A 25000-nucleotide genomic window follows, 5' to 3' on the forward strand; every position below is an offset into this window, starting at 1 on the left:
GAATTTCTAATCGTCTTCAGGAGATAACATTTTATATACAAATCCTGCTACGATTGCTCCTAATATTGGTGCTACCCAAAAAAGCCATAGTTGAGCAATAGCCCAATCACCAACAAATACAGCTTGTGATAAACTTCTTGCAGGGTTTACAGATGTATTAGTTATAGGGATACTTATAAGATGGATAAGTGTTAAGCTCAATCCAATGGCAAGACCTCCAAGATATTTTGGAGCTTTTGAGTGTGTCGCTCCCATGATTATGATCAAGAACATAAATGTCATCACAAACTCTGTGATAAATGCTGAAATCATACTATAACCTTGGGGAGAATGAGCACCATACCCATTTGCAGCGAAACCTCCTATGTCAGAATTATTTCCTGTATAAATAAAATAAAGGACTGCTGCTCCAAATATTGCTCCCAAGCATTGAGCTACTATATAAGGTAGAATCTCTTTGGCAGAAAAACGTCCCCCTGCCCACAAACCAAGAGTTACTGCAGGGTTTAAATGACAACCTGAAACATGACCAATAGCATAGGCCATCGTCAGAACCGTTAATCCGAAAGCAAGTGCAACACCTAAAAAGCCAATGCCAACATTGGGAATACCTGCAGCAAATATAGCTGCACCACATCCTCCAATAACAAGCCAAGAAGTGCCAATAAATTCAGCAATTAATTTATTTTGCATAGTTGTAGTATTTAATAAATTAGTTTTTGGTAAAAAGAATTATGCAAATCAATTAAACATAAGTTTAATGTCAAACATTTAATCAAGGGTTTTTATATTTCTTAATATAACTGTTATTCTTTTAACTTTCAGCAAAAGCTTCTTTGAAGGTATTATTTGATACTATTTATACACTAATTATGTTGAAATTACATTTCACTACATCAAATCTACATTTCACTACATTCCATTTTATATACAAGATTTTTCACTGTAGCATTGTAATATCAAAATAACAAAGAGCTAGTGTCAAATTAATTTTTTATGAAATCTATACTTCAAATATCATTATTATTATTATCTACTTTTTCTTTTGCTCAAGTGAAACAGATTAAGGTTCCCAATTCGGATTCTGTAATTGTTATTAATATCACTGAAATTCAAGAGGAAGCGAGAAGAGTTGCTGAAAAGGCGGCAAGAATTGCTGCTGAGCAACAAAAAGAAGAAATGGAATTGATCTTCAAGAATTTCTCTGGAGATTTTGACTTTGAGTCTTTAGAAGATTTAAATATTGAAATTGATCAAGAAGAAATTGAACGTTCTATTAGAGAAGCTGAAGCACAAGTAAGAATGCAAGAAGCAGAAATACGAAGAGCACTCAGTGAAGTTCATAAAGAAAGAAAATACCAAGAGTCTACTATTATTACCAATTTCTCTGTCTCACATGAAGGTGAGATCAAACTAAATGAAGAAGAAGACAATATCATTTCTATTTCTGAAGGCGGTAAGTTTGTTGTAAAAAAGAGAACGTTTGGAAATACTCGAAAATTGGTAATTATTCCTAACCAAGACGGTTCATTATCTTATAAGTACTATGAAGGGAATCAATTAATTCCTTTTGATCCTGATGGTAAAAATTGGCTAAAAGACATTCTACCTGAGGTAATTAACAGTAGCAGTATTGCAGCAGAAGATCGTCTGAATAGACAACTTAAAGAAGGTGGTATATCACAAGCTTTAAAATATATTGGTGACTTATCAAGTGATCATACAAAAGTTGTATTTTACAAGCTTCTTGTAAATAATAAAAAAGTCAACCAAGCCAAATTGGATGAGATTACAACACATCTTTCAAAAAATGTAAGCAGTAGTTATAATCTTGCAGATTATTATTCTTCATCTCTCATCACATATTACAATAAAAAAGGACTGGATTATTACTTTGATGGGATAAAAAGTATTTCGTCTTCTTACGATAAGAGCAAGTGTTTAAAAGATATTATTGATCAGAAAGAAGTATCAAAACAATTTTCAAATAAAGAGTGGGACTTATTTTGTGATGTTGTAAAAGACATATCAAGTGGTTACGATAAGAGTAAGACGATTATTTATATGTTTGAGAATTCAGAGTCTGAAATATCAGCAGACAGATATACTTCATTATTACATAGCATTAGCAGTAGTTACGATAAAAGACAGACGATTCAGGCAGCATTTGAATCTCTAAATCATAGGCTAACGGATTCCCAAAGAGATGCTATTATCTCTGAGGTAAGATATATGAGCAGTAGTAGCGACAAATCTGGAACTTTATTGGATATTGTGGACTATTGGAATGATTTATCTAGAGAAAATAAGCTTTCATTTTTTAAGTCGGCTGCCACAGTTAGTTCAAGTTACGATTTAAGAAAGGTATTGGAAGCTACAATTGATGAAGCTGCACTTAGAGATGATGAAGTAATTAAAGCGTTTTATTTATGTGCAACAAAGATTTCTAGTAGTTATGATCTAAGATCTACATTAACGGTTTCATTAGATAGTGATGGCTTTATTACAGATCATATATCTCCTCTACTTTTAGCTTCTCAACATATCTCCTCTTCTTATGATTTAAGAAGTGTTTTAGAAGAAGCAGCCCAATATGTTAGTATCACAGATGCTCAACTGTATTATGAAACCGCTCAAAAGATAAGCAGTAGTTATGATTTAAGGTCTGTTCTTGAAGAAGCAATTTCACAAGATCGTTTCAGCTATGATCAACTTCCTTTCTTTTTAGAAGCAGCAAAAAAAATTACATCCTCATATGATTTATCATCAACTTTAGAAGAAGCGGCTCCATTAGTGGTTGCTTCAAAAAATGAAGATTATAAAAATAAATACATTGAAGTAGCTAAGAAAATATCTAGCACATCTGAACGTAATGCAGTGTTGGGGGCACTTTTTGAATAATGAATTACCTTAAAGAACTAATCTATCTATTACTCGGAAGCAGTCTTTACCTTTACTTCTTTTATGCACCTCTTCCTGAAGTTACTGAATTTGTATATGCTCCTAGGAATATCATATTATTTATCACTTGCATTTTAGCAATGGTACTTAATAGTTGGAGTTTTGAATTTTGGATGAAGAAGAAAAGTATCTCTAGGCAAACAGCCTTTAGAGGGATAGGGTTATTTATTGTGGCTATCCCATATACTCTCTTTTGGAATTATCTATTGAAGACAGAATTAGAAAGTGAATTTGTATTTGACCTTACCATCAAAACAGGTATCTTATTGACTACCTATTCTGTGGCAATATTAATCATGGAATATGTCACTCTGGCTTACCAGGACTTTTCAGAACAGAAAGTTAAAGTGATTAAAGGGAAAAGGAAAGCTGCAGAATTAAGGTTAGAGGCATTGAAAAATCAGTTGAGCCCTCATTACCTATTCAATAGTCTTAATACAGTGGCTTATTTAGTTATTGATAATGCAGCACAAGCGGACAAATATATTCGTAGTATTGCCCAAACATATCAGTATGTAATGCGTTATGCTCATGAACAACTTATTTCACTTCACGATGAACTTGAGGTAGTTCATGCCTTCGCTTTCCAATTACATACTCGACATGGTCAAGGAATTAAGATTAACATTGATCCACAACTGATGAATCATAAAGGGTTTGTTCCTCCTTTGTCTATTCAAATGCTGGTTGAAAATGCGGTAAAACATAATGTTCTTTCTGATGATCATCCAGTAGAAATTAGTATCACATTAGACAAAAAGGATGACTCATTGATTATTCAAAATAATATAACAAGATCTCCGAATAAAAGAGGTGCTTCCACAAAGGTGGGTATTGAAAATATCCATGAGAGGTATGCTCTTATGAGTAACAAGAAAATTGAAATTAAGAAAACAGCTGATTATTTTAATGTTCGACTTCCTCTATTAACTGCCTAGAATATGAACTATCTATGGAAAAATAAATCTACTCTTTACAGTATCTTTTATCCAATTATTGGAGGAAGTATTACTTATCTATTATTGCTTATGGCATTTAATAGAGTCAATGAGCTTTCTGAAAGTATCTTTAAAGCTGAATGGATTATCTGTATCTTTTTTGCCTATTTGTGGAATACATCTGTGGTGCTTTTATCTAAATATATCGGTAAAGAAATCAGGATACTATCAAATATATCTGAGCAGATATTTTACCACGTTTTAGGTGTAATCTTAGGTAGTAGTTTAGTTTTGGCCATTATAATTTCAGCCTATTTTTACTATCTGATTGATTATTCAAACTTTAGTAGTTTTAGTACTGAAATGTATGTCTTTCAAGGGTTATTTCTTTTCCAAACTATATTGTATGAATGTACTTGGTGGGGAAACCGATTAATAGAGTTAAGAAACGAAGAGTTTAGCAAGCAAGAGATTCAACGTACTGAATTTATCTCTAAGGAGATGCGCTTATTTGCAGAAGATGCAAATCTTCCCTTACTCTATGAAACCTTAGAAACAATTATTGGATTAGCCTATAAAGATCCAGATGAGGCAGAGCTTTATGCTGAAAGACTTGCAAAAGTTTATCGTAATACGATACAAAGTAGAAAAGAGGAATTTATCTCTCTAAAAGAAGCCTTTTCTATTACAGAAGAAGTAGGCAAATTATTACAGCAATCGAGGTCAGGCGGTATGAAGACATCTTTTTCTTTAAACGATAAAGAAGCAGAACTTCTTTTCCCTCCTATTATTCTTCCTCGATTACTTGTGAGTATCGCAACAGATTATATCGCCACTCCCATCCAACCGTTAGAATTAAATTTCTATGTTGAAAATGATGCTCTCGTAGTGGTTGCACATAGTTGTAATGAAAAGATTGAAAATCCTGATAGTTTAACTGAAGTCATTAAATCGTTAGAAGAAACACTAAGAATTTATACTAAAACTCCAATTCAAAGAATAAAAAAGGGTAACCAATATTTAATTAAACTTCCTGCATTTGAAGCGGATCATGAAAGCTGGAAAAGTGACCCCAATGCAAGTGTTCAACCTGGTGACCAATCTCTTTTTAAATCCATCTAATCTATGAAAGCATTAATTATTGAAGACGAAAAACCTGCACAAGGAAAACTACTAAGGCAACTCAACAAAACTCCTTATGATATCGAAGTAGTAAAATATATTGATAATGTAAGTTCTTCTGTAAAATGGCTATCTCAACATCAAAGCGATATTGATTTAATTTTTATGGATATCCACCTGACTGATGGTATAGCATTTGACATTCTTAAAGAAGTACAAGTGGTGAAACCCATCATTTTTACTACAGCCTATGATGAGTATGCATTAGATGCGTTCAAGGCCAATAGTATCGACTATTTACTAAAGCCCGTAGATTTTGAGGCATTGACAAAAGCGATTCAAAAACTTGAGGTACTTCAAATGCAAAATATTTCTGAGACTAAATCTCAATTGGATAATTTATTAGAAAGTTATAATCAGAAATATAAAGAACGCTTTATGGTTCGTGTAGGTGATGCCATAAAAAGTATAACAGTTGACCAAATCATCGCTTTTGTAGCAGATGGAAGACATACATTTATTTATACTCAAGATAACAGAAGATATGTTGTCGACTTTAAAATGGAAGAATTGACAGATATCTTAGACCCAGAAAAATTTTTCCGAACCAATAGAAGTTTTATTGTACAGAAAGTACACATCAAAACAGTTGAAAAATATACAAATAGTCGCTTATTGCTTCATTTAGTCCTTGAACTTCCTAAAGAAGTCATTGTAGGTAGGGAAAAGGTTAAAGATTTTAAAAACTGGTTTGATAATTAACAACACTAGCTAAAAGGTTGGTGAACGGTATTACTTTTAGTAATTTATAAAAAGCATGTATACATACCATACATGCTTTTTGTGTATTACAGACGGTATAACCCCTTCATGAAAAATAAGAAGACTCAATCCAATAGATATATTGAGATAGCTCAAGTGTTTATAAAGTATGGTTTCCAAGCTTGGTTCACTAACTCTCACTTAAGTTATTTAGTATCAAATAAAATCATAGATAAGAATTCAGAAATCAATACTTCTCCACCTGAGGTTCGACTTAGGATGGCGTTGGAAGAACTTGGTCCTACATTTATCAAATTAGGGCAGATGTTAAGTAGCAGAGCTGACTTACTCCCCACACAATACATTACTGAATTAAAAAAACTTCAAGATGAAGTACATGAGGAGGAACAGTTAGATTTACATCAACTTCTTGAAGACGAATTCCATCAACCAGCAAACGAAATCTTTGATGAAATCGATGAGAAACCTCTTGGAATCGCATCAATTGCACAGACATATAGAGTAAAAAAAGGCGAGAAATACTATGTTATTAAAGTCCGAAAACCTTCTGCTGATAGAACGGTTAATGAAGACCTCAAAATCATTCGAAACCTGATTCAAATTCTTAGTAGGTCCATTAAACAGGTGGCGCAATTTGAACCTGTCCGCTTATTCGATGAGTTTGAACTATCTTTGAAAAATGAGTTGAACTATTCCATAGAAAAGCGTAATCAACTTTTATTTCTGAAATATTTCAAAAAATCTGATACCACTACTGCTCCTAGAATTCTTGAGGAGTATTCTACTTCTAAAATCCTCTGTATGGAATTTTCTGAGGGAGTAAAATTCAATGATTTTCTCAAAAATGCTTCCGAAAAGGATAGGATTAAGGTAAGTAAAAACCTTGTTTCATCTTACTTTCAACAAATCATTGAGTTTGGTTTCTTTCATGCAGATGCTCATGCCGGAAATCTATTTGTTACAGATGACCTCAGACTTTCATTTATAGACTTTGGTGCTGTAGGAAGACTACTAAAAAAGGATACTGTTTTAATAGGAGATTTCCTTGAAGCCTTCCTCGCACAGGAAACAGAAAGGGTAATCAATGCTATTCAGAGAATTTCTATATCCAACGAGATAACAAGGGAAAATAGAAAAAATTTAGAGTATCAAATCAACGAGATCTTTACCTACATGGATCAAGGAGTTGATGATATTCCTTGGATAGAAGTTGTCGATAAGTTAACGAAGTTGCTATTTACTTATAAGATCACATTACCCAATTATTTTGTCACTCTTGGTAAGTCTTTGGCTTTGACATTAGGTACTGCTTTGGAGATTAACCCTAAAATGAATCTACTTGATGAAATCAAACCCTACATCATCAAATATCAACTCAATTTCTTCTCTTTAGAAAATCAGAAAAAGCTATTAATGGATTTTTTCTTTTGGTTGAGAGACATCAAAACGATTCCAAAAGATATTAAGGATTTACTCAAGATGGCCAAAAAGGGGAAAATAGATATCAATATCAGTTTAGATGATGCTGTTCCACTTCTCAATACTATCAGAAATGGAATAAACAAATTGACTATCGGTATTATCATCGGTTGTATACTGATTGCATCCTCTACGATCGCCTCAGGAGATGGAAACTCATTGATTCAGAAGTTTGCCTTGTTTGGGTATCTCTTGGCTGGTGGCTTAGGTCTTATCTTAGCTATAGATATTTTAAGAGATCTTTTTAAAAGAGATAGTAAGTAAAATTTTTACATCAAAAAAGCCTAGGTTACTCCTCCTAGGCTTTTTTGTAATTATTTTAATATTGGATACTAAACAGTATTGAAAAGTTTAAATACCATTTCTTTGTTTTGCTTACTAACCGGTACTTCATAATGGTCATCCAATGTCACAGCATTATTTGAAAAACCTGTGATACATTTTTTGTTTACTACAAAACTCCTGTGAACCCTTATAAATTGATCTTGTGGTAACTTCTCTATTATCTTTTTCAATACAATTGCATACATAAACTTCTCCGTTTTTGTATGAAAATAAGTATAGTTACTCTGTGCTTCTAGATAAATAATATCTTCCACCATAACCTTTTGAAACGCATTGTCTTTTTTCAGAAATAAGTATTCCTGAACAGCCTCTTCATTCGGCTCACTATCTTCCTCTAAAGTCTGTTGATTAAAATTTGATAGTGCAAGATCAATCGACATGCTAATTTCTCTATCATTGAATGGTTTTAATAGATACGCACTAGGACACACAACTTTGGCTTGTTCAAAAGTCACTTGATCGGCATGTGAGGTTAAGAACAAGAAAGGCAACTTTAATTTTTCATTGACCTTTTTGGCTAAATCTATTCCAGATTTATCTCCTTTTAAGGTAATGTCAATAATTAAAAAGTCGATTTTAGTAGTAAGTAGAACCTTGATAGCTTCATCGAAACTATCAGCAGTGTGGGTTTTGTATTTCCCTGATTTCTGTAGTCTAATTTGTAGGTCTTGAGCTAGTAAAATCTCATCTTCTACAATTAAAATATTTATCTGATGCATGTTATTAAGTAAGAGGAACTAACAAAATACATGTTGTCCCGTTATCTGTTTGATATGTTAATGTACCATCTAGTTGTTTTACTAAAGAGTTGACTAAGTTTAACCCAAAAGATGTACTTGTTGATGTAGTGTTTTCCATACCTACACCATTATCTATAACTTTTAAGACTAGTTGATCTTCCTCCTCTTGAAGAGAAATCAAAAGTCTTGGATTTTCTATCCCATCAAATGCGTACTTCATGGCATTTGTTACTAATTCATTGATCACCAACCCAAGTGGAATTGCTCTATCAATATGAATTGCGATTCTACCTATCTCAAATTTTGTCTCTACCTCATTATTAAAGCTATACATCAAATTCAAGACTAATTCTTTAATGTAAGAATCAATTTCAATCTCAGTATGAACATCTTTTTGATATAGTTTTTGATGAATAAGAGACATTGCCTCTACCCTAAATCTTCCTGAATCAATGGCCTTAACAGCAGGGTGATCACCTAACTGACTACTCTGAAGGTTAAGAAGGCTGGAGATCATCTGAAGGTTATTTTTCACTCTATGGTTTAATTCTTTAAGTAAAAGTGCCTTCTCTTCTTCTCTTAGAGCAATCTGTTCTTTTTGATGTAGTAGTAGAACGTTTGTTTTCTTTCTTTTCTGTGCAGTGATGTAGATGATAATCACTAGAATGAAAAATAGAAGTGCTAAACTAAAAGAGAAAATGGAAAAATAAGTTCTAAACGTTGCTTTTTGATCTAATAGCTCCATCTCAAGAGCTACTTTATCCATTTCATAATTATGCTTCGCTCGTTCTATTTTCTGTATTGATTCCTTGTTTAATAAGCTGTCTTTGTATGTGACAAACTCCTTCTCATAAAGTAATGCTTTTTTGTAGTCACCCTCTTCCTCATAAAATATGGAAAGAGCTTCTGTTATATCTCTAATTTGTTCTTTTAATTGTTGTTCCGTCGCAGATTTATAAGCATTTTTTAAAAGTTTCTCTGCATACTCTTTTTTACCTGATTTTGCTTCAATTACAGCAAGGTCGGTAAGGTAAAAGCAAATGGAATACGCATCATTAAAAGGTGTCAGTAGATCTATAGCTTTAGTAAGGTTCACCTTGGCGTCTTTATATTGAAATTGTGATTTCTGAACCATACCCAGGTTACCAATAATATAACCTTCTATTAAATCGTATTCTGTTTTGTTAGTTATTTCGTTTTTGTATTTTTTGTGTTCGTCTTTTGCCAATTGAAAATACTTCTGAGCACTATCTAACTGATTATTTAATCGATAAACCTCCCCTAAATTTAAATCCGTCTTAATAAGTAAAAGCCATTCTTCTTCTTTCAAAAAATATGGCTTCGTTTTTTTTATATATTTAATCGACTCATCGTATTCTTGATTAATGGCATAACTCGTTCCCAATTCACCATAAATCATATTTATCAATGATTCGTTTTTCTGTTGATTAGCAATTGAAAGAATCTCAAAGTTTTGTTGAATTGCTTCATCAAACTCTCCTAAAACCCTTAAAATACTTGCTTTTTCCTGTAGTAAAGACAGTTTCCAATTGATATCATCAATATTTTCAATCAATGAATCCAAAAGTTGTACCCCCTTTCTATTATTCAGTTCAACTGCTCTTTTTTGAATCTTGCTATACTCTAAACTATCATTCGTACTTAAAGAATATAAGGGACCAATAAATACGAATGATAGTAAGAAACATAGTAATAAATCTTTTGTCATATTCTACTAACTAGTTCCTGATGTGATTTTTCCAAATGGATCAATAATACAGTAATACTTTTTGTTATCCACTTTGATAGAAAAGACCGCATAATAAGAGAACAATAAAGGCTTATCAGTAGGTGCAAGCTTCATTGTTGATGCTGTTACTTTACCATCATTGTCCGATTTCACATAATAACATCCATTTGGTGCTACAACATGATCATTAGCTTTGTTGAAATACTTTGCCCAAGCGATTTCGTCAAAGATGTCTGCTTTTCTTTTAGTCATGTTTTGAATTTGTAAAAACAATAACTCCGCTTTTAGTTTCGTTTTTGCTTTTTTGTCAAATTCTACGGTAAAAGTTTCACCCGATTGGATCTCGAAGATTCCAGATAGATCTGTTTTTACAAACTGATCAATTACAATAGGTTCAACAGGAGTTCCTGGCTGCTTATACATGTCTGTCAAATACTCATTAATATTCTTAACATGTAACGACAATTTGATCTCTTTAGCTACTAGAGATCCATTTTCTAAACTAGTTTTTTCAGACATAGGAATTAGATGTCAGTTTTTAAAGGTTTTAAAAAAATTTAGAGTTAAATCTGTCCATTTTTTAGCTGAAAAACAATCTTTTATCCATTTACTAAAAAAATAATACCATTCACTCAATTCGGATTTCGGTGTAAGAAATTTGTTACTTACTTGCCTTCGCAACAAAACGCAAAGCAATGTGTAATAGAATAAATATAAACGCTTTCTTTAATGACTCTCTTCCAAATCTAGACCAACCTATTACTTCTAATGCAGGTGATGTTATTATTAGTGGTAATTGTATAGAAAGTGAGTTCAAATACACAACTGTTCCTCAAGGATTAGAAATTTGGTTATTATCCAATACTAACATGAGTGTTACAGATGCTTTAATTGACAAATTAAAAAGACAAGAAGATATAAAGCACTTGGGTTATAAAAGAGACGATCACTTTTACCCGTATTTGCCAATAATTTATCAATCAGGAGAAACTATCCCTGACCTCGTACTTAAAGCATTTCCCAAGGGAATTATAAACCAGGTAGGTTGTGCACATATTGAGGGAGTATATAAAGATTTACCCCTCTCTCAATTGTGGTTCCACCTACGCTCGTATAAAAAGAAATCTCAAAATATTAGGTGCTTTTGGACTGCCAACTTTATGACTGATTCTATTCATTACCCCGAATTAATTGTTAACTAAAATTTTAACTAATACTTAATAGCAAACTTTTAATACAAAATCGATCCCGATTTACTAACTAAAAAGAACCCTTCAACTGATGGGTTCTTTTTTTTTATTTTTTTTAATCATCCGGTAGGGTAATGTTAAATACGTTTGTATAATAAATGTAACAAAGCAAACAAGATATTTTAATTCTACTTATACAATTTATTTAACGCGACATATTATCATTAACAGACAAATTTTTATTAACCCTAGATCAGATAACCCACACAATATTTACTTATTACGGTTTAAATTACTAGCTCAATTAACATCTTATGATAGTATAAGGTATAGTAAGGTCATTCCAATTTGGAATGGCCTTTTGTATTTTCAATAAGTGAATGAATATTTCTACAATAATAATTTATTTGTAAATTTGTGTTCAATTTATGCCATAATTATGAAACCACTCATCAAATTACTTTCAGCTGCAGCACCTAATGTTGTTGTGAATATTGCGTATAAGAAAATATTAAAACCTCAAGTTTTCAAACTTAGACCACATGAGGTAGAAATTATTCAACAAGCAGAAGAAAAAAGTATCACTTATAAAGGCTTTGAAGTAAAAACTTATAAATGGGGTTCTGGAAAAGATAAATTACTAATGGTACATGGCTGGGAAGGTCAAGCCGGTAATTTCTCTGATTTAATTCAGATGCTAAAAGACTATGATGTCACCATTTATTCTTTTGATGCTCCATCTCACGGCTACAGTTCTCAAGGTCCAACAACCATGTTTGAGTTCAGTGACCTTGTGAAATATATGTTAGAAACATACGACATCAAGAAAGTTATTAGCCACTCTTTTGGTAGTGTTGGTACGACTCATTGTCTTGCGAATTATCCTTTTAAAATGGATAAATATGTGATGATGACCACACCTGATCGATTTATGGAAAGAATTGATGACGTTGCAGAAATGGTAGGCATGACAAATAAGGTGAAACATAGGCTTTTAAATCGTCTTGAAACTGAATTTAATGTTGCTGCCAATGAACAAAATGTATCTGATTTTATTCAGAAAACGAATATTAAGGAAGGGATGATCTTCCAGGATATAAATGATAAAATCGTACGTTTAAGTCAATCGGAATCGGTGGCAAAAGCATGGGGTAGAAACTGCCAATTAATTAAGATTGAAGGAACTGGCCACTTTAGAATTCTAAGGACAGAAACTGTATTACAACAAGTCATCGATTTTCTAGACTTCGACAAAAATTAATCGATAAAGCTTCTTCTTTCCATACAATAAATAATAGTGTTTTTCGTGAATTAAGTATAGTTTTATGATTGATAAATCAAACTATAAATTAAATAAACACATACACTATTACCATGAAGAAATTAGTATTAGCCATCAATGTATTTTTTATTACATTGACGGCTTTTTCTCAAAACCCATTATGGTTACGCTACCCTTCCATCTCTCCTGATGGAACAAAGATCGCCTTTCAATACCAAGGTGATATCTATGTAGTACCAACCGATGGAGGAACAGCCCAACCCATTACCTCTCATGTTGCTCAAGAAACTTCACCAATTTGGAGTCCTGATAGTAAACAAATTGCCTTTGCTTCTGACAGACATGGTAATTTTGATTTATTTATCACCAGTGCACAAGGTGGCCCAGCTAAAAGGTTAACATATAACTCGGAAAAAGAAATACCTTCCTCTTTTACTCCTGATGGGAAAAATATTCTCTTTTCTGCCCAAATTCTTGATAAAAAGGAAAGTGCACAGTTCCCTTATGCTCGACTTCCTGAATTATATAGTGTTAGTATTAATGGGGGCAGACCAAAACAAGTACTAACTGTTTCTGCTGTTCACGCTGCATATAACCAAGAACAGTCTATACTTTTATATCAAGATATCAAAGGGTATGAGGATAATTGGAGAAAACATCATACTAGTGCTGTAACAAGAGATATTTGGATTTATGATACCACCTCAAAAAAGCATAAGCAAGTATCATCTTTTGAAGGAGAAGATCAATATCCTGTCTTCTATAATCAAGATAAAAGTATCGCTTATGTCAGTGAAGAAACAGGCACACTCAATGTTTGGTCTATGAGTGTCGATGGTACTGAGAAAAAACAACTTACTACTTTTGAAAAACACCCTGTACGGTTCTTGACCGCTTCAAATAATGATACATTCTGTTTTGGTTGGGATGGCGAAATTTATACAATGATTAAAGATGGCACACCAAGAAAAGTTGATATCTCTATTATAAATGACCAAAGACAGAATAATGTTTCATTTGAACAGAAATCTAGTGGTGGACATGGTATTTCAGTCTCACCTAATGGAAAAGAAATCGCATTTATCTTAAGAGGAGATGTTTTTGTTACTTCCACAGATTATTCTACCACAGTTCAAATCACTAATACTCCGGAACAAGAAAGGAGTGTGAGCTTCTCTCCTGATGGAAGATCTTTAGTTTATGCAGGTGAGAGAGAGGGAAGTTGGAACTTATACACTGCAAAACTTTCGAACGAAGAAGAAAATTACTTTATCAATGCCACTGCTATCAAGGAAGAAGTATTAACAAATCAACCTCAAGAAGAATTTCAACCCAAATGGTCTCCAAAGGGTGATGAAGTAGCATACCTAGAGGAACGAACAACGGTGAAAGTAATTAATATTGAATCGAAAGCTAGTAGAACAGTTCTAGATGGGAAATTCAATTACTCTTATTCTGATGGCGATCAATCTTTTGACTGGTCACCTGATGGAAAATGGATTGCCGTCCAATACTCCCCTAATGTTTGGACATCTACAGATATTGGATTAGTAGATGCTACAGGAGAGAAAGAGGTCATCAACTTAACACAAAGCGGGTACAATTCTGCAAACCCAAGATTTGCAATGGAAGGTAAAGTTATTCTTTTTGCAAATGATAAATATGGTTTTAGATCACATGGAAGCTGGGGATCTGAAGATGATGTATATGCTCTTTTCTTAACTAAAGATGCTTATGATGAGTTTCAACTTTCAGAAGAAGAATATACTTTGATGACGGAGGCTAAGGAAGAAAAAGAAAAGAAAGAGCAAGAAGAAAAAGAGGATAAAAAATCAAAGAAAAAGAAAAAAGACTCAGATACAGAAAAAGAAGAAACCCTTTCAATTGATTTTGAAAATCTAAACGATCGCATGCTACGTTTAACCATCAATTCTTCTTTCCTATCTGACTATTTGATTACCAAAGATGGAGGTAAACTATACTATATGAGTCGTTTTGAAGGTGGATTTGATCTTTGGATGAAAGATATCCGAAAGCAAGAAACAAAATTAATACTCAAGCTTAATGGTGGAGGTGGAAACCTTCAGTTTGATGAAGAACAAAAAAACATCTTCTTTGAAACAGGCGGTCAGTTTGCGAAAATGGATATCACCTCTGATACAAAGAAAAACATATCATATAAAGCTGAATATTATTTAGATAAAGCTGCAGAGAGAGAATATCTTTTTGAACATGTATGGAGACAAGTAGAAAAGAAATTTTATGACCCTGAATTACATGGTGTAGATTGGGACTTCTATAAAACTGAATACTCGAAGTTTTTACCCTATATCACAAATAATTATGCTTTTTCAGAGATGTTAAGTGAGATGCTTGGTGAATTAAATGCATCACATACAGGTTGTAGATATTATTCTAGTTCTAAAAATGCAGATCATACAGCCACGTTAGGAGCTTTCTATGACCCTGAATATTCAGAAGATGGTTTAAAAGTTACAGAAATTATTGAACAATCTCCTCTAACACTTATTGAAGATGAGATACGAGAAGGCATGATCATACAATCCATTGATGGTCAAAAAATTGTTGCAGGAGACGACTACTATAGTCTATTAAATCATAAAGCAGGAAAAAATACTAAATTAGTAATCTACGATCCGTCAGAAAGTAAAAGCAAAACGGTTGTAATGAAACCAATTTCAAAATGGGCGGAAAACGATTTGTTATACAAACGATGGGTAAAAGCTAGAGAAAAAGAAACTTCTGAAGCATCTAATGGTAAGATTGGCTATGTTCATGTGAGAGGAATGGACAGTCATAGTTTTAGAACAGTTTACTCTGAAGCTTTAGGAAAGAATTACACTAAAGAATCTCTTATTGTTGATACCAGATTCAACGGTGGTGGTTGGTTACATGATGATTTAGCTACTTTCTTAAGTGGAAATGTGTATTGTACTTTCGCTCCAAGAGGTCAGAAGTTTGGTACAGAACCAATGAATAAATGGTCGAAACCATCAGCGGTATTATGTTCTGAAGGAAATTACTCTGATGCTCATGCCTTCCCCTATGCCTACAAGACATTGAAAATAGGTAAGTTGATTGGTATGCCTGTTCCGGGTACTATGACTGCAGTTTGGTGGGAACGTTTACAAGATCCTTCTTTAGTTTTTGGTATTCCACAAGTTGGTGTTCAAGATATGAATGGAAAGTATCTTGAGAATCAACAAATAGAGCCTGATTTTAAGGTACAACAAGATAAAGATATAGTTGTTGAAGGTGTTGATCAGCAATTAAGAAAAGCAGTTGAGGTTTTACAGAATAAATAATTAAATCTCAATCTAAAATGAAAACAAGAAGCCTAGGAAAATATTCCAGGCTTCTTGTTTTCATTTTTTATACACCAAAGCGATAAACAACTCCGGTCATTAGAAATTTGCTATAATCTGAGACACCGTATTCTCCACGAATCCAAATTCTTTTATTTAACTGAAACTGCCCTCCAAATTGAAAAGTCCATTTCTTTAATAGGTCTTTTTTAATATGATAATCTACTGTACTATTTAATACAGCTCCACTACCTACTTCAGTCCCTAACTCATCATTAATCACCTTAGCAATTCCTTGAACTACTATTTGCTGGCCAGAACTTAATCCATCGTACCAATCTTTTAGTTGCTGATCAACTCCCGGTAAAGCATCATTTATTGTTATACTACCTGCATTACCATTGTGATTTGTAAAATTTCGTCCCATGATCCCAGCGTAAAAAGTTACAAAACGATCTTTCTTAAGGTTAAACTTTTTACCAAAGCGGAAAGAGGTAACATAAATACCAATATCTTCTTTTAATAAATCTGTCCGTGTAGCATTGTAATTACCATCAATAGAAATAAAGTAGTCTTTATATCCATAATTAAAGGTTGCCCCTGCCCCATAAGCAATTGCATCAAAAACTACAGTTGATCCGAAATAAGGGAATTTACCATCACCAAAATCAGGTTGTAAACCTACTTCAGTACTCCCTTTTACTTGGGAAAACATTCCATAGACATTCAAAAAAGGTAATGCAAATAAGTCTGCTCGTAGGTTTAATGAGTTAGATGTGGCTTTTACTTTATCAAAACCTAAAGTCTTTTCATTTAGGTATTTTGATAGATCTGTTCCGTTAATACCCATTCCGAATTCTGAAATTCCGAGGTACATTTCGTTATATACATAAGATACATTTACCCCTGCAGAATAAGGGAAATCTATTCCCATATCCTGGACCTGTTGTCCAAAAATTGGGAATATATACGGGTATTTTTTCTTCTCATTTTCTGTTTCAGTAATTTCTTGTGCTAATGTAGTATTGAGAAAAAATAGTAAAATAAAAGACGATAAAAGGTGTTTCATCAGGAATGTTGATAATAATAAACTAATAGTAAGTCAATATTAGTTCTATATTAAACAAGTAACAAACCAAGAAACATATTATTGTTTATCATCAAACATATAAACCTATGATAACCAAATATGTAAAAACTATGAAACTGATGTTAGATAATGATTCATTAACATCAGTTAGAGTCTATTAGTATAATACTATTTTATTTAAGATTTTATTTGTAATCGAATACTACAAAGAAAGAAACTGCCAAGTTTCTACTATACGTCTACTTCTATACAATCCTATCTACCTTTTTATAATTTATAACAACCTTTAATTGAAGAATTATTTTCAATCAAGGACTGTTACATATATGCGTACTTAAAGCAGAAAGAACAACTATTAAAGATCATACATAGAAGTTTGATATTTTTGATACAAACTTTACCCGTTCGGCCTGTTCTTTTTTTGAACAGGCCTTTTTTTTATTCTACAATTATTTTCTCAGTGGTTGTTTCTCTTCCTCCTTTAACTTCTACAATTAACATCCCTGTACCATAATTCATGGGTATACTTGTAAAATTGGAAGAGATAAATTTATGGAAATAAGTTTTACCAGCAGCATCATAAATACTAACCTCAAATTCATCATAATTAGTCACAATATTTAGATCTTCTTTGTAGGCAACTGGATTTGGATAAACAGTTACTTCAGAAGTGGTTTCACTCATTTTAATACCTACAGGACCAAATATTTCAGACTGTTGATCCAGGTCTATCTGATTTAATCTATAGTATACTACACCTTGAACAGATGGGACATTTTCATCTAAGAATGAATACTTTAACGTAGTATTAGAATTTCCAGCTGCTTCTACACTACCTATCATATCCCAATTTCTATTATCAGTAGAGCGTTGAATATCAAAGTGACTTGAGTTCTGTTCTGATGCCGTTGCCCACTCCAAGACAACATTTTCACCTTGTTTTGTTCCAGTAAAAGAAATTAGTTCAACTGGAAGGTCATCATCAGAATAACAACCTACTGGAGGACTCATATAACTTTTACCATTGATAATAATGTTTAGGCCATCAGATGCTATACAAAGTGCATCATCTCCATGTGTGATAATTTCTACATCATGTAAATTGGAGGTACCTGAAAACGAAATACTACTGCCTGCATGTATTTCGATATAACACCATTGCATAGTAATCCCTGCAATATTTAAGACACTATTATTAGTGACCAAAATTCTTTCACTAATCATAGAACCTGTAATGGTAGTATCCTTGTCTACAACTATAGAAAAATCGTCTTGAACTTTAGCTCTAAAATTTGATACTTCTGATTCTTGTTGGTTGGTCGCACAACCTGAAAGTATTGCAAGGAATACTAAAAATGTTAGTAGCTTTTTCATCTAGTAGAATATATAGTTATTAAAATCCTACTATTTAAACGTAGTTAAAATATAGTCACATCGTTGTATTAACTATTATAAAAGAATAAATAATTTCATTATATAAAAGATGTTATAAATATAGTTTTACATTAAACTAATATAGAAAATAAAAAACAAAAAGAGCCAAGATTTAAACTTCTTGGCTCTCTTAATTATATTAATTATTGACTATTCGTTGATGTAGGATAATGCAGTTTCAAAATCATATTCCATAACGCTTTCCCTCGCTTTGGTCAACTTTTCTTTGTCTGTTGTATCATTAATGATTTCTAATAATCCATTAATTACTTCACTTGCATCGGGATCTCCTTCGATCAAAAGCTGCTTTAAATTTTCTACCTTATCTAAATGATTTTCTAAAGAAACATTCTCTGCAGATACTACATCTTTTACTGATGGTTCTGGCTTTTGATTTCTTCCTAACTCAAAATTTCGAATAGTTTCTAATATTTTCGATAGTTCAATTAATACAGTATTCAGCCCCTCTTCATCTAAATTATTATAGTATTTGAGACTACTTTCTAATATTTCTGCAGCCTTAGCAAGTTCGACGATTCCTAAATTAGCAGCAACACCTTTAATCGTATGTGCTTCTTTTTGGAGTTCATCTAAATTCTTATCTGCGGAAAGTTCCATCAAGTGTACAATAGAATCGGACTGTTTGACATAGAACTTATGAAGGACTTCTAAAAATAATGATTCGTTTCCTCCACATCGTTTTATGGCCATTTCAGTATCTATACCTTCAATTTTAATTCCTGATGTTTCATTTTCTGTTTCCTCAACACCTTTAAGACGTTTAACAAATACATTTTGTTCAGGGGCGTAGTTACCTTCAGCTGTAATCCATTTGCCTAGTGTAGAATACAATTGTCTATTATCTATTGGTTTTGAGATGTGGTCAGACATTCCTGCTTCCCTTGCTCTATCTTTATCTTGCGACATGGCATTTGCTGTCATAGCAATAATCGGCAAGTTTTTGAAATCATCGATTTCTCTTAGCTTTTCAGTAGCAGTATAACCATCCATCACAGGCATTTGTATATCCATAAGAACACCTTCATAAGGATGACCTTCATTAAAGGCTTCTGTTAATTTATCAATACCTTCTTGTCCGTTGTTTACTATATCAATAAATACGTCATGCTTAGCCAGAGTTTCAGCTGCGATGAGTTGGTTAATTTCATTGTCTTCTACCAACAAAATTTTTGCTCCTTTCACATGATCTGGAAATACCTGAGACTTATTATATTCTGAATTAGCCGCAAAGCCAAATCTAGATAATAAGGTATCTAGCAGCTCTTGCTCAGCAATAGGTTTAACTACAATACCTGATATGCTTTCTTCATCGATTTGATCAATCAACTCTTGCTTATCATGTGCGGTCACCATTAAAATATCAGTAGTAGCATGAATTTTCGACAATTCACGAATTCTTCTCGTCGTCTCAATTCCATCCATTCCAGGCATTTTCCAGTCCATAAGAATGAAATCAAAAGTAGTTTCAGAGTTTTGGATAAGTTCCAAAGCCTCTTCTCCACTCTTAACTATATTTACCTTACAACCAAAGTTGAGCAGGTACTTATTGAGAATTAAACAAGACTCATCATTGTCATCTACAACAAGTACGGTAGATCCAATTAAACTTCTTACTTTATAAGGTTGTTTTCCAGCTATAGAATTTTCATCTACCGCTTCTACTATTACTGTAAACCAAAAAGTAGAACCAATATTCACTTCTGATTTGACTCCAATCTCACCACCCATTAAAGAAGTTAGTTTCTTTGAGATTGCAAGCCCTAAACCTGTACCACCAAATTTTCTTGTTGTAGAAGCATCAGCTTGGTTGAATTCTTTAAATAACCTTCCTTGTTGTTCTTCTGTAAGCCCGATACCAGTATCAATTACTTCAACCATTAACCTGGTATCCCCATGAGTTTCATCTAAACCAATTTTGAGCGTTACACTTCCCTCATTAGTGAATTTCACGGCATTGTTCATCAAATTAAGAATAATCTGACTTAAACGTAAAGGGTCACCTTTTAATAATTTTGGAATATTAGAAGCAACATCCAGCTTTAAAGTGATGTTTTTATCATTGGCTCTAAAGCTGACCACATTATAGATATTCTCTAAAACATCATCTTTTAAATTGAAGTAAATATCTTCAATTTCTACTTTGCCAGCTTCAATTTTTGAGAAGTCCAATACATCGTTTACGATACCCAATAATGATTGAGAAGACAATTGAATTTTCTTTAAAAACCCTTTTTGACGTTCATCCAATTGTGTATCTAATACTAAATTCGTAAGACCCATGATGGCATTCATTGGTGTTCGAATTTCATGTGACATATTAGCTAAGAACATTGATTTTGCCGAAGCCGCTTCTTCTGCAATCTCTTTAGCTGACCTTAATTGTTCCTCTGCTCTTCTTCGTTCTGAAATATCAATGATAATATCTGCCAAATATACAGGCTCACCTTTATCATTTTTTACAAGGAAATAATTCTCATATGTAGATAAGCGACGATTCTTTGCTGTCAACATCTCCAGTTCACCTGACCAAGCACCTGTTTCAAAAACAGATGGAAGCATCTCCTCATCAAGCCTCTTTTGTGATTCTGGAGTATAATACCCTTGGACTGTTTTCTTATAAACAGCATCCAATTCATCTTCATCTAATAGTTTCTGAAGTGCTTCATTGACATAAACAATACTTTGGTCTCGCATATCAGCCATTCCTAATCCATTCGATGAGGAATCCGCAAATCTTCTGAAAATACCAAGTTCTCTTGTTCTATCTTCTACTTTCTTATCTAAGTTCGCATTGAGTTCTTCAACTTCATTGAGTTTCTCATTGAGTGTGATATTCTTAGCTGAAAGTCGTTTGTGTAATCGTCTGTTATTAATAAAAACCAAATACCAACCTATTAATGCGGCGATAATGGATATAGCAACACCTGCTAAGTCGATGTAAATACGTCTTGCTTTCTTATCAAAGATATCATTAATTCTATCACCTAATTTAATGGAGAAGTCCTCCATTGCATCGGCGTATACTACTTTGCTTTCTAAATACTCTTTGGAAGACAATAACGACATCGCCTCTTCTTTCCTTCCTTCATTTACTAACTGGAATACCTTCGCTTCTATATTTATCAGCTTTTGGTTAGCTTGTTCTGTTTGTTTCAGAAGTTGTTCAAACTCACCATTTTTATCCATTCTGAGTGCCTTTACTAAAGCATTATTCAAAATAGCTTCATATTTACGGTATTTCTTCTCCCATTTTTTATCAGCAGTTAGGGCTGCAATTTTTGTTGATGTCGTCAATACTTCATCACAAAAGATAATATCCTTCTGAAGTTTTGATACCTCCCAAATGATATTACTTTCTTTCTGAGAATCTCTATAAGCTTTATAAAGCTCCCATCCAAAAAATGAAAAAGCAATTACAGTTAAGGCGGATGCTAAAAGAAAAAACCTTGTTTCTCTCCCGTTAATTAATTTTTTGTCTTCCATGTTATTATTAAAAATTAGCGTGCATCACCATAACGGCTATCTACGTAGGCTAACATTTCACTTGGTTTTAAAGATTGGCTAGAGTTACCCATTCTTACATAAAAAGCTTCATCACCATCTCTTGTCATAAATACAGGTCTGGCAGATGGGTCACACTTAACAACCATCACCTGCTCTCCTTTTAGCATCACAACAGAGGTGTGGATAAACTGTGCTAGGTCAGCCCCAACGTATTGCTTAACTAAATTATGCCAATGCAACATTAATTTATCCTCATTTTTAAAAGCATCTGGCTTAAGCCCTATTGGTTCTCCATCATCATTTACACCAATAAATAGTGTTCCGCCATGACCATTTAAGAAGGCTGCAATACTTTTTAAACATTGATTTTCAATTCGAGGCTCATGCTTTTTAGTATATAAGTTAAATCTTAAAGTAGACTTAAATTCTATATTTTCACTCTCTCCTTTGGCAATTAAATCTAAAAGTTCTTGTTCCTTTGAACCTTCTTCATCTTCGCCGCCATTTAGTGTTAATTGAGCGATTTGTTCTTTTAATTGCTTTTGATGAACAGACATCTCTATTCTAGGCTTGATGCGAGATTTGACAATATCTGGATCAAATGGTTTTGTGATATAATCTGAGGCACCCAATGAGAAACCTTTCTTCTCATCTTCTGGGTCTACTTTTGATGTTAAGAAAATAACACTGATATGTGATAATTCTGGATCAGCCTTTAATTGTTCAAGCACTTCATAGCCATCCATTTCCGGCATTACAATATCTAATAAAATAAGATCTGGTTGTGGTGAGGACTTTGCTAAATCTAAAGCTCTTTTACCATTTAAGGCTACTTTAATTTTATATTCATCACCTAGAAGTCCTCTTAGAATATCAATATTTTCAGGGGCGTCATCTACAATTAGGATACAATTTTTTTTGTCTGTCATAGTTTTTGAAAAAAATCTGTGTGTCGTGATTTTAAAAGTAACAGTATTTGTAATTATTTGAAAATTTATATCCTAAAAATATATCCTAATGTAGTATTACTTGTCATTTTCAATGAAAGCAAAAAAGCCTTCCAAGGTTTTCTTGAAAGGCTTTTCGATTATTCTAAAATAACATTATTCGATTTTGGATATTTCACTGCATATCGAACTATTATTTCTTTCACCTCATTAGGCTTCAATTTAATTTTCCAACTGAGTTTACCTGTATCTGTTTCCTGAACTGCATTAGATATGTCGATCAATTCAACTTGAATTTCCTTCTTTTGAGAAACAGGTATTTGATCAAAAATAGACGCTTCTATTTCATAATTTTTATTATTCCTAACTGTAATCTTGTAGGCAATAGTCTCTCTCTTATTGGATCCTATAGCTTTCGATTCTTCATACTCACTTAGCTTTTCTCTTTTTATGGAAATATTATTGTCCACACCAAAAGAAATATCTAGTGTATCCGTCAGGTTATCTGTTTTAATCCTTGTCTTGCCTACATAAGCATTGTCCATATAAATACTAGCTTGCCCAGAAATTAAATTGTATTTAGACCAATCTGTTAATTGCCCAACTAGATATACATGTTCTGATAACTTCGGTACTGCTTGGTAGGTAAATGATGCTGGAACTTCCTTTTGTTTATACATCAATGTTTTTGAACGGTAATCTGATTGTATTGTGTGTTTATTAGCCAATACAAACTCAGATGCTGTCTCATTCTGGGCAGAGATAGTTCTGTATGCTCCATTCCCATTTCCTTTCGTATTGACAATGACTACACCGTTAGCTCCTCTAGAACCATATATTGCAGTAGATGATGCGTCTTTTAATACCTCTAATGATTCTATTGAATTTTTATCAAGATAGTCAATGTCATTTTTAACTTCTCCATCAACGATATACATTGGTTCCTGAGCACTTGTTGAATTTGTTCCTCTGATTCTAATACTCTTTTTTAATTCAGGTGCTGCTGCCATTGTTAGTTCTTCAGTCGCCATATCATCGGCGGAACCACCCCAACCATCAGCATATCCCCAATCTCCTTTTTCTTCATATTTTGGAGTATAATTCACATAAAAAGGGTCCAAATATGGCATAGTACCAGATACATGTTGCTTTGCCGTTGACAAGACCAAATGTACATCTTTCCAATCTACATCTGTCGTCTGAGTGATAATCGCTTTGTATGTAATACTCATTGGTTTATCCGCTCCATTATATCTTAAATCGTAAGAAGGATACCAACTAGCTCGCTTTACTCTGTAAGAAAACTTAAGGTCCATATTACCACTTTGCTTGGCTTCATAACTTACCTTGATTACCCCTGAAACCTCATTATTGTTTGAAATATCTCTTAGTTGACGTTGAAGTTTTCCTAACTCTTCATTTTTCTTATTAATTGATCTCTTTTGTTTTAATTGTTGAAGAGATAACGTTTCCAATTGTTGACCATAATATGCATTATAGTTCTGAAAAGTCGTAGATGTGATGTCCTTACTAGATATTTCTTTATTAGATTTCAAAAAGTCTAATTTATCCTCTGTGATTTTTAATTTCACACGCTCTTCTTCTAATTGACTTTTTAATCCATCAATTTTCTGTTGAATTGATTCAATTTGATCATTGGTTTCTACTTGAGATACATAATCTTTTTCAAATTGGACATTCAAAATCACAAAATCAGAATTACCCGTTACTCTAATACTTTCAGAATTAATATGAGAAGACAATCCATTTAATAACAAATCGTGACGTCCTTTTTCATAATTGATCTTTATAGATCGATCAATTTGTGCACCATTTGTGAAAACTGTGACTTGGTTAATAGTTGATGATTTGGATTGAGCAAAAATATTTTGAAATACAAATACTAAAGCTATGGATAATAGTACGGTTATTTTTTTCATAAACAAATAGTTAATCGTATGAAATTATCTGATGAATGATAACATGTTTTTTAGTAAGACATCCTATTATCTACAATAGCCGTACTAGATAAGATATTTTAACTTTTATTTCATCTTAACTTAATTTAGGCTCACTTCATGTAAAGGC

General features: G+C 32.9%; 17 protein-coding genes. 8 read left to right on the forward strand and 9 right to left on the reverse strand.

The window, feature by feature from the left end; all coding sequences use genetic code 11:
* Positions 1–6: 6 nt before the first annotated feature.
* Positions 7–693: an aquaporin Z gene (gene aqpZ / locus QL232_RS26040; protein ID WP_281616353.1), complete on the reverse strand. Its 687-nt coding sequence runs from the start codon at positions 691–693 to the stop codon at positions 7–9.
* 303 nt (positions 694–996) lie between these two features.
* On the opposite strand from aqpZ, the gene QL232_RS26045 reads away from it, so the two are divergent.
* From QL232_RS26045 to QL232_RS26065, 5 genes are all read left to right on the forward strand, one after another.
* The gene (locus QL232_RS26045) at positions 997–2901 is read left to right on the forward strand and encodes a hypothetical protein (protein ID WP_281616354.1); all 1905 of its coding nucleotides are present in this window, start codon (positions 997–999) and stop codon (positions 2899–2901) included.
* The gene (locus tag QL232_RS26050) at positions 2901–3899 is read left to right on the forward strand and encodes a histidine kinase (RefSeq protein ID WP_281616355.1); all 999 of its coding nucleotides are present in this window, start codon (positions 2901–2903) and stop codon (positions 3897–3899) included. Before QL232_RS26045 ends, QL232_RS26050 begins: the two co-directional genes overlap by 1 nt.
* A 3-nt stretch (positions 3900–3902) precedes the next feature.
* Positions 3903–5021, forward strand: a complete 1119-nt coding sequence (locus QL232_RS26055) for a histidine kinase (RefSeq protein ID WP_281616356.1) — start codon at positions 3903–3905, stop codon at positions 5019–5021.
* 3 nt (positions 5022–5024) lie between these two features.
* Positions 5025–5783 carry a LytTR family DNA-binding domain-containing protein gene (locus QL232_RS26060; protein WP_281616357.1) on the forward strand — a complete coding sequence of 253 codons (759 nt, stop codon included), beginning with the start codon at positions 5025–5027 and terminating at the stop codon, positions 5781–5783.
* A gap of 108 nt (positions 5784–5891) precedes the next feature.
* A complete protein-coding gene (locus QL232_RS26065) occupies positions 5892–7547 on the forward strand; it encodes an AarF/UbiB family protein (protein ID WP_281616358.1) in 1656 nt (551 codons plus the stop codon).
* Between the two features lie 68 nt (positions 7548–7615).
* Here the strand turns inward: QL232_RS26065 and QL232_RS26070 are convergent, their stop codons facing one another.
* Genes QL232_RS26070 through QL232_RS26080 form a run of 3 tightly spaced genes read right to left on the reverse strand, consistent with a single transcriptional unit; the run spans position 7616 to position 10637 of the window.
* The gene (locus tag QL232_RS26070; protein WP_281616359.1) at positions 7616–8347 is read right to left on the reverse strand and encodes a LytTR family transcriptional regulator DNA-binding domain-containing protein; all 732 of its coding nucleotides are present in this window, start codon (positions 8345–8347) and stop codon (positions 7616–7618) included.
* Between the two features lie 4 nt (positions 8348–8351).
* Positions 8352–10097, reverse strand: a complete 1746-nt coding sequence (locus tag QL232_RS26075) for a histidine kinase dimerization/phosphoacceptor domain -containing protein (protein ID WP_281616360.1) — start codon at positions 10095–10097, stop codon at positions 8352–8354.
* A 6-nt stretch (positions 10098–10103) separates the two neighbouring features.
* A complete protein-coding gene (locus QL232_RS26080; protein ID WP_281616361.1) occupies positions 10104–10637 on the reverse strand; it encodes a hypothetical protein in 534 nt (177 codons plus the stop codon).
* 176 nt (positions 10638–10813) lie between these two features.
* Between QL232_RS26080 and QL232_RS26085 the strand changes: the two genes are divergently transcribed.
* From QL232_RS26085 to QL232_RS26095, 3 genes are all read left to right on the forward strand, one after another.
* Complete coding sequence (locus QL232_RS26085) at positions 10814–11320, forward strand: hypothetical protein (RefSeq protein ID WP_281616362.1); 507 nt, start codon at positions 10814–10816, stop codon at positions 11318–11320.
* Positions 11321–11747: 427 nt separating this feature from the next.
* The gene (locus tag QL232_RS26090; RefSeq protein ID WP_281616363.1) at positions 11748–12569 is read left to right on the forward strand and encodes an alpha/beta fold hydrolase; all 822 of its coding nucleotides are present in this window, start codon (positions 11748–11750) and stop codon (positions 12567–12569) included.
* Positions 12570–12682: 113 nt separating this feature from the next.
* Complete coding sequence (locus tag QL232_RS26095) at positions 12683–15916, forward strand: S41 family peptidase (protein ID WP_281616364.1); 3234 nt, start codon at positions 12683–12685, stop codon at positions 15914–15916.
* Positions 15917–15983: 67 nt separating this feature from the next.
* On the opposite strand, the gene QL232_RS26100 is transcribed toward QL232_RS26095, so the two are convergent.
* The 5 genes from QL232_RS26100 to QL232_RS26120 all read right to left on the reverse strand — a co-directional run bounded on the left by QL232_RS26100 (position 15984) and on the right by QL232_RS26120 (position 24852).
* Positions 15984–16985, reverse strand: a complete 1002-nt coding sequence (locus tag QL232_RS26100) for a hypothetical protein (protein ID WP_281616365.1) — start codon at positions 16983–16985, stop codon at positions 15984–15986.
* Between the two features lie 459 nt (positions 16986–17444).
* Positions 17445–18380: a T9SS type A sorting domain-containing protein gene (locus tag QL232_RS26105; protein ID WP_281616366.1), complete on the reverse strand. Its 936-nt coding sequence runs from the start codon at positions 18378–18380 to the stop codon at positions 17445–17447.
* A 210-nt stretch (positions 18381–18590) separates the two neighbouring features.
* Entirely contained in the window at positions 18591–21944 is a 3354-nt protein-coding gene (locus QL232_RS26110; protein ID WP_281616367.1) for a response regulator, read from the reverse strand.
* A 14-nt stretch (positions 21945–21958) separates the two neighbouring features.
* Positions 21959–22894 (reverse strand): response regulator, encoded by a 936-nt coding sequence (locus tag QL232_RS26115; protein ID WP_281616368.1) that lies wholly within the window; start codon positions 22892–22894, stop codon positions 21959–21961.
* Positions 22895–23052: 158 nt separating this feature from the next.
* The gene (locus QL232_RS26120; protein ID WP_281616369.1) at positions 23053–24852 is read right to left on the reverse strand and encodes a mucoidy inhibitor MuiA family protein; all 1800 of its coding nucleotides are present in this window, start codon (positions 24850–24852) and stop codon (positions 23053–23055) included.
* Positions 24853–25000: the final 148 nt, after the last annotated feature.

This window comes from Flammeovirga sp. SubArs3 (assembly GCF_947387565.1).
GTDB classification, from domain to species: Bacteria; Bacteroidota; Bacteroidia; order Cytophagales; family Flammeovirgaceae; genus Flammeovirga; species Flammeovirga agarivorans.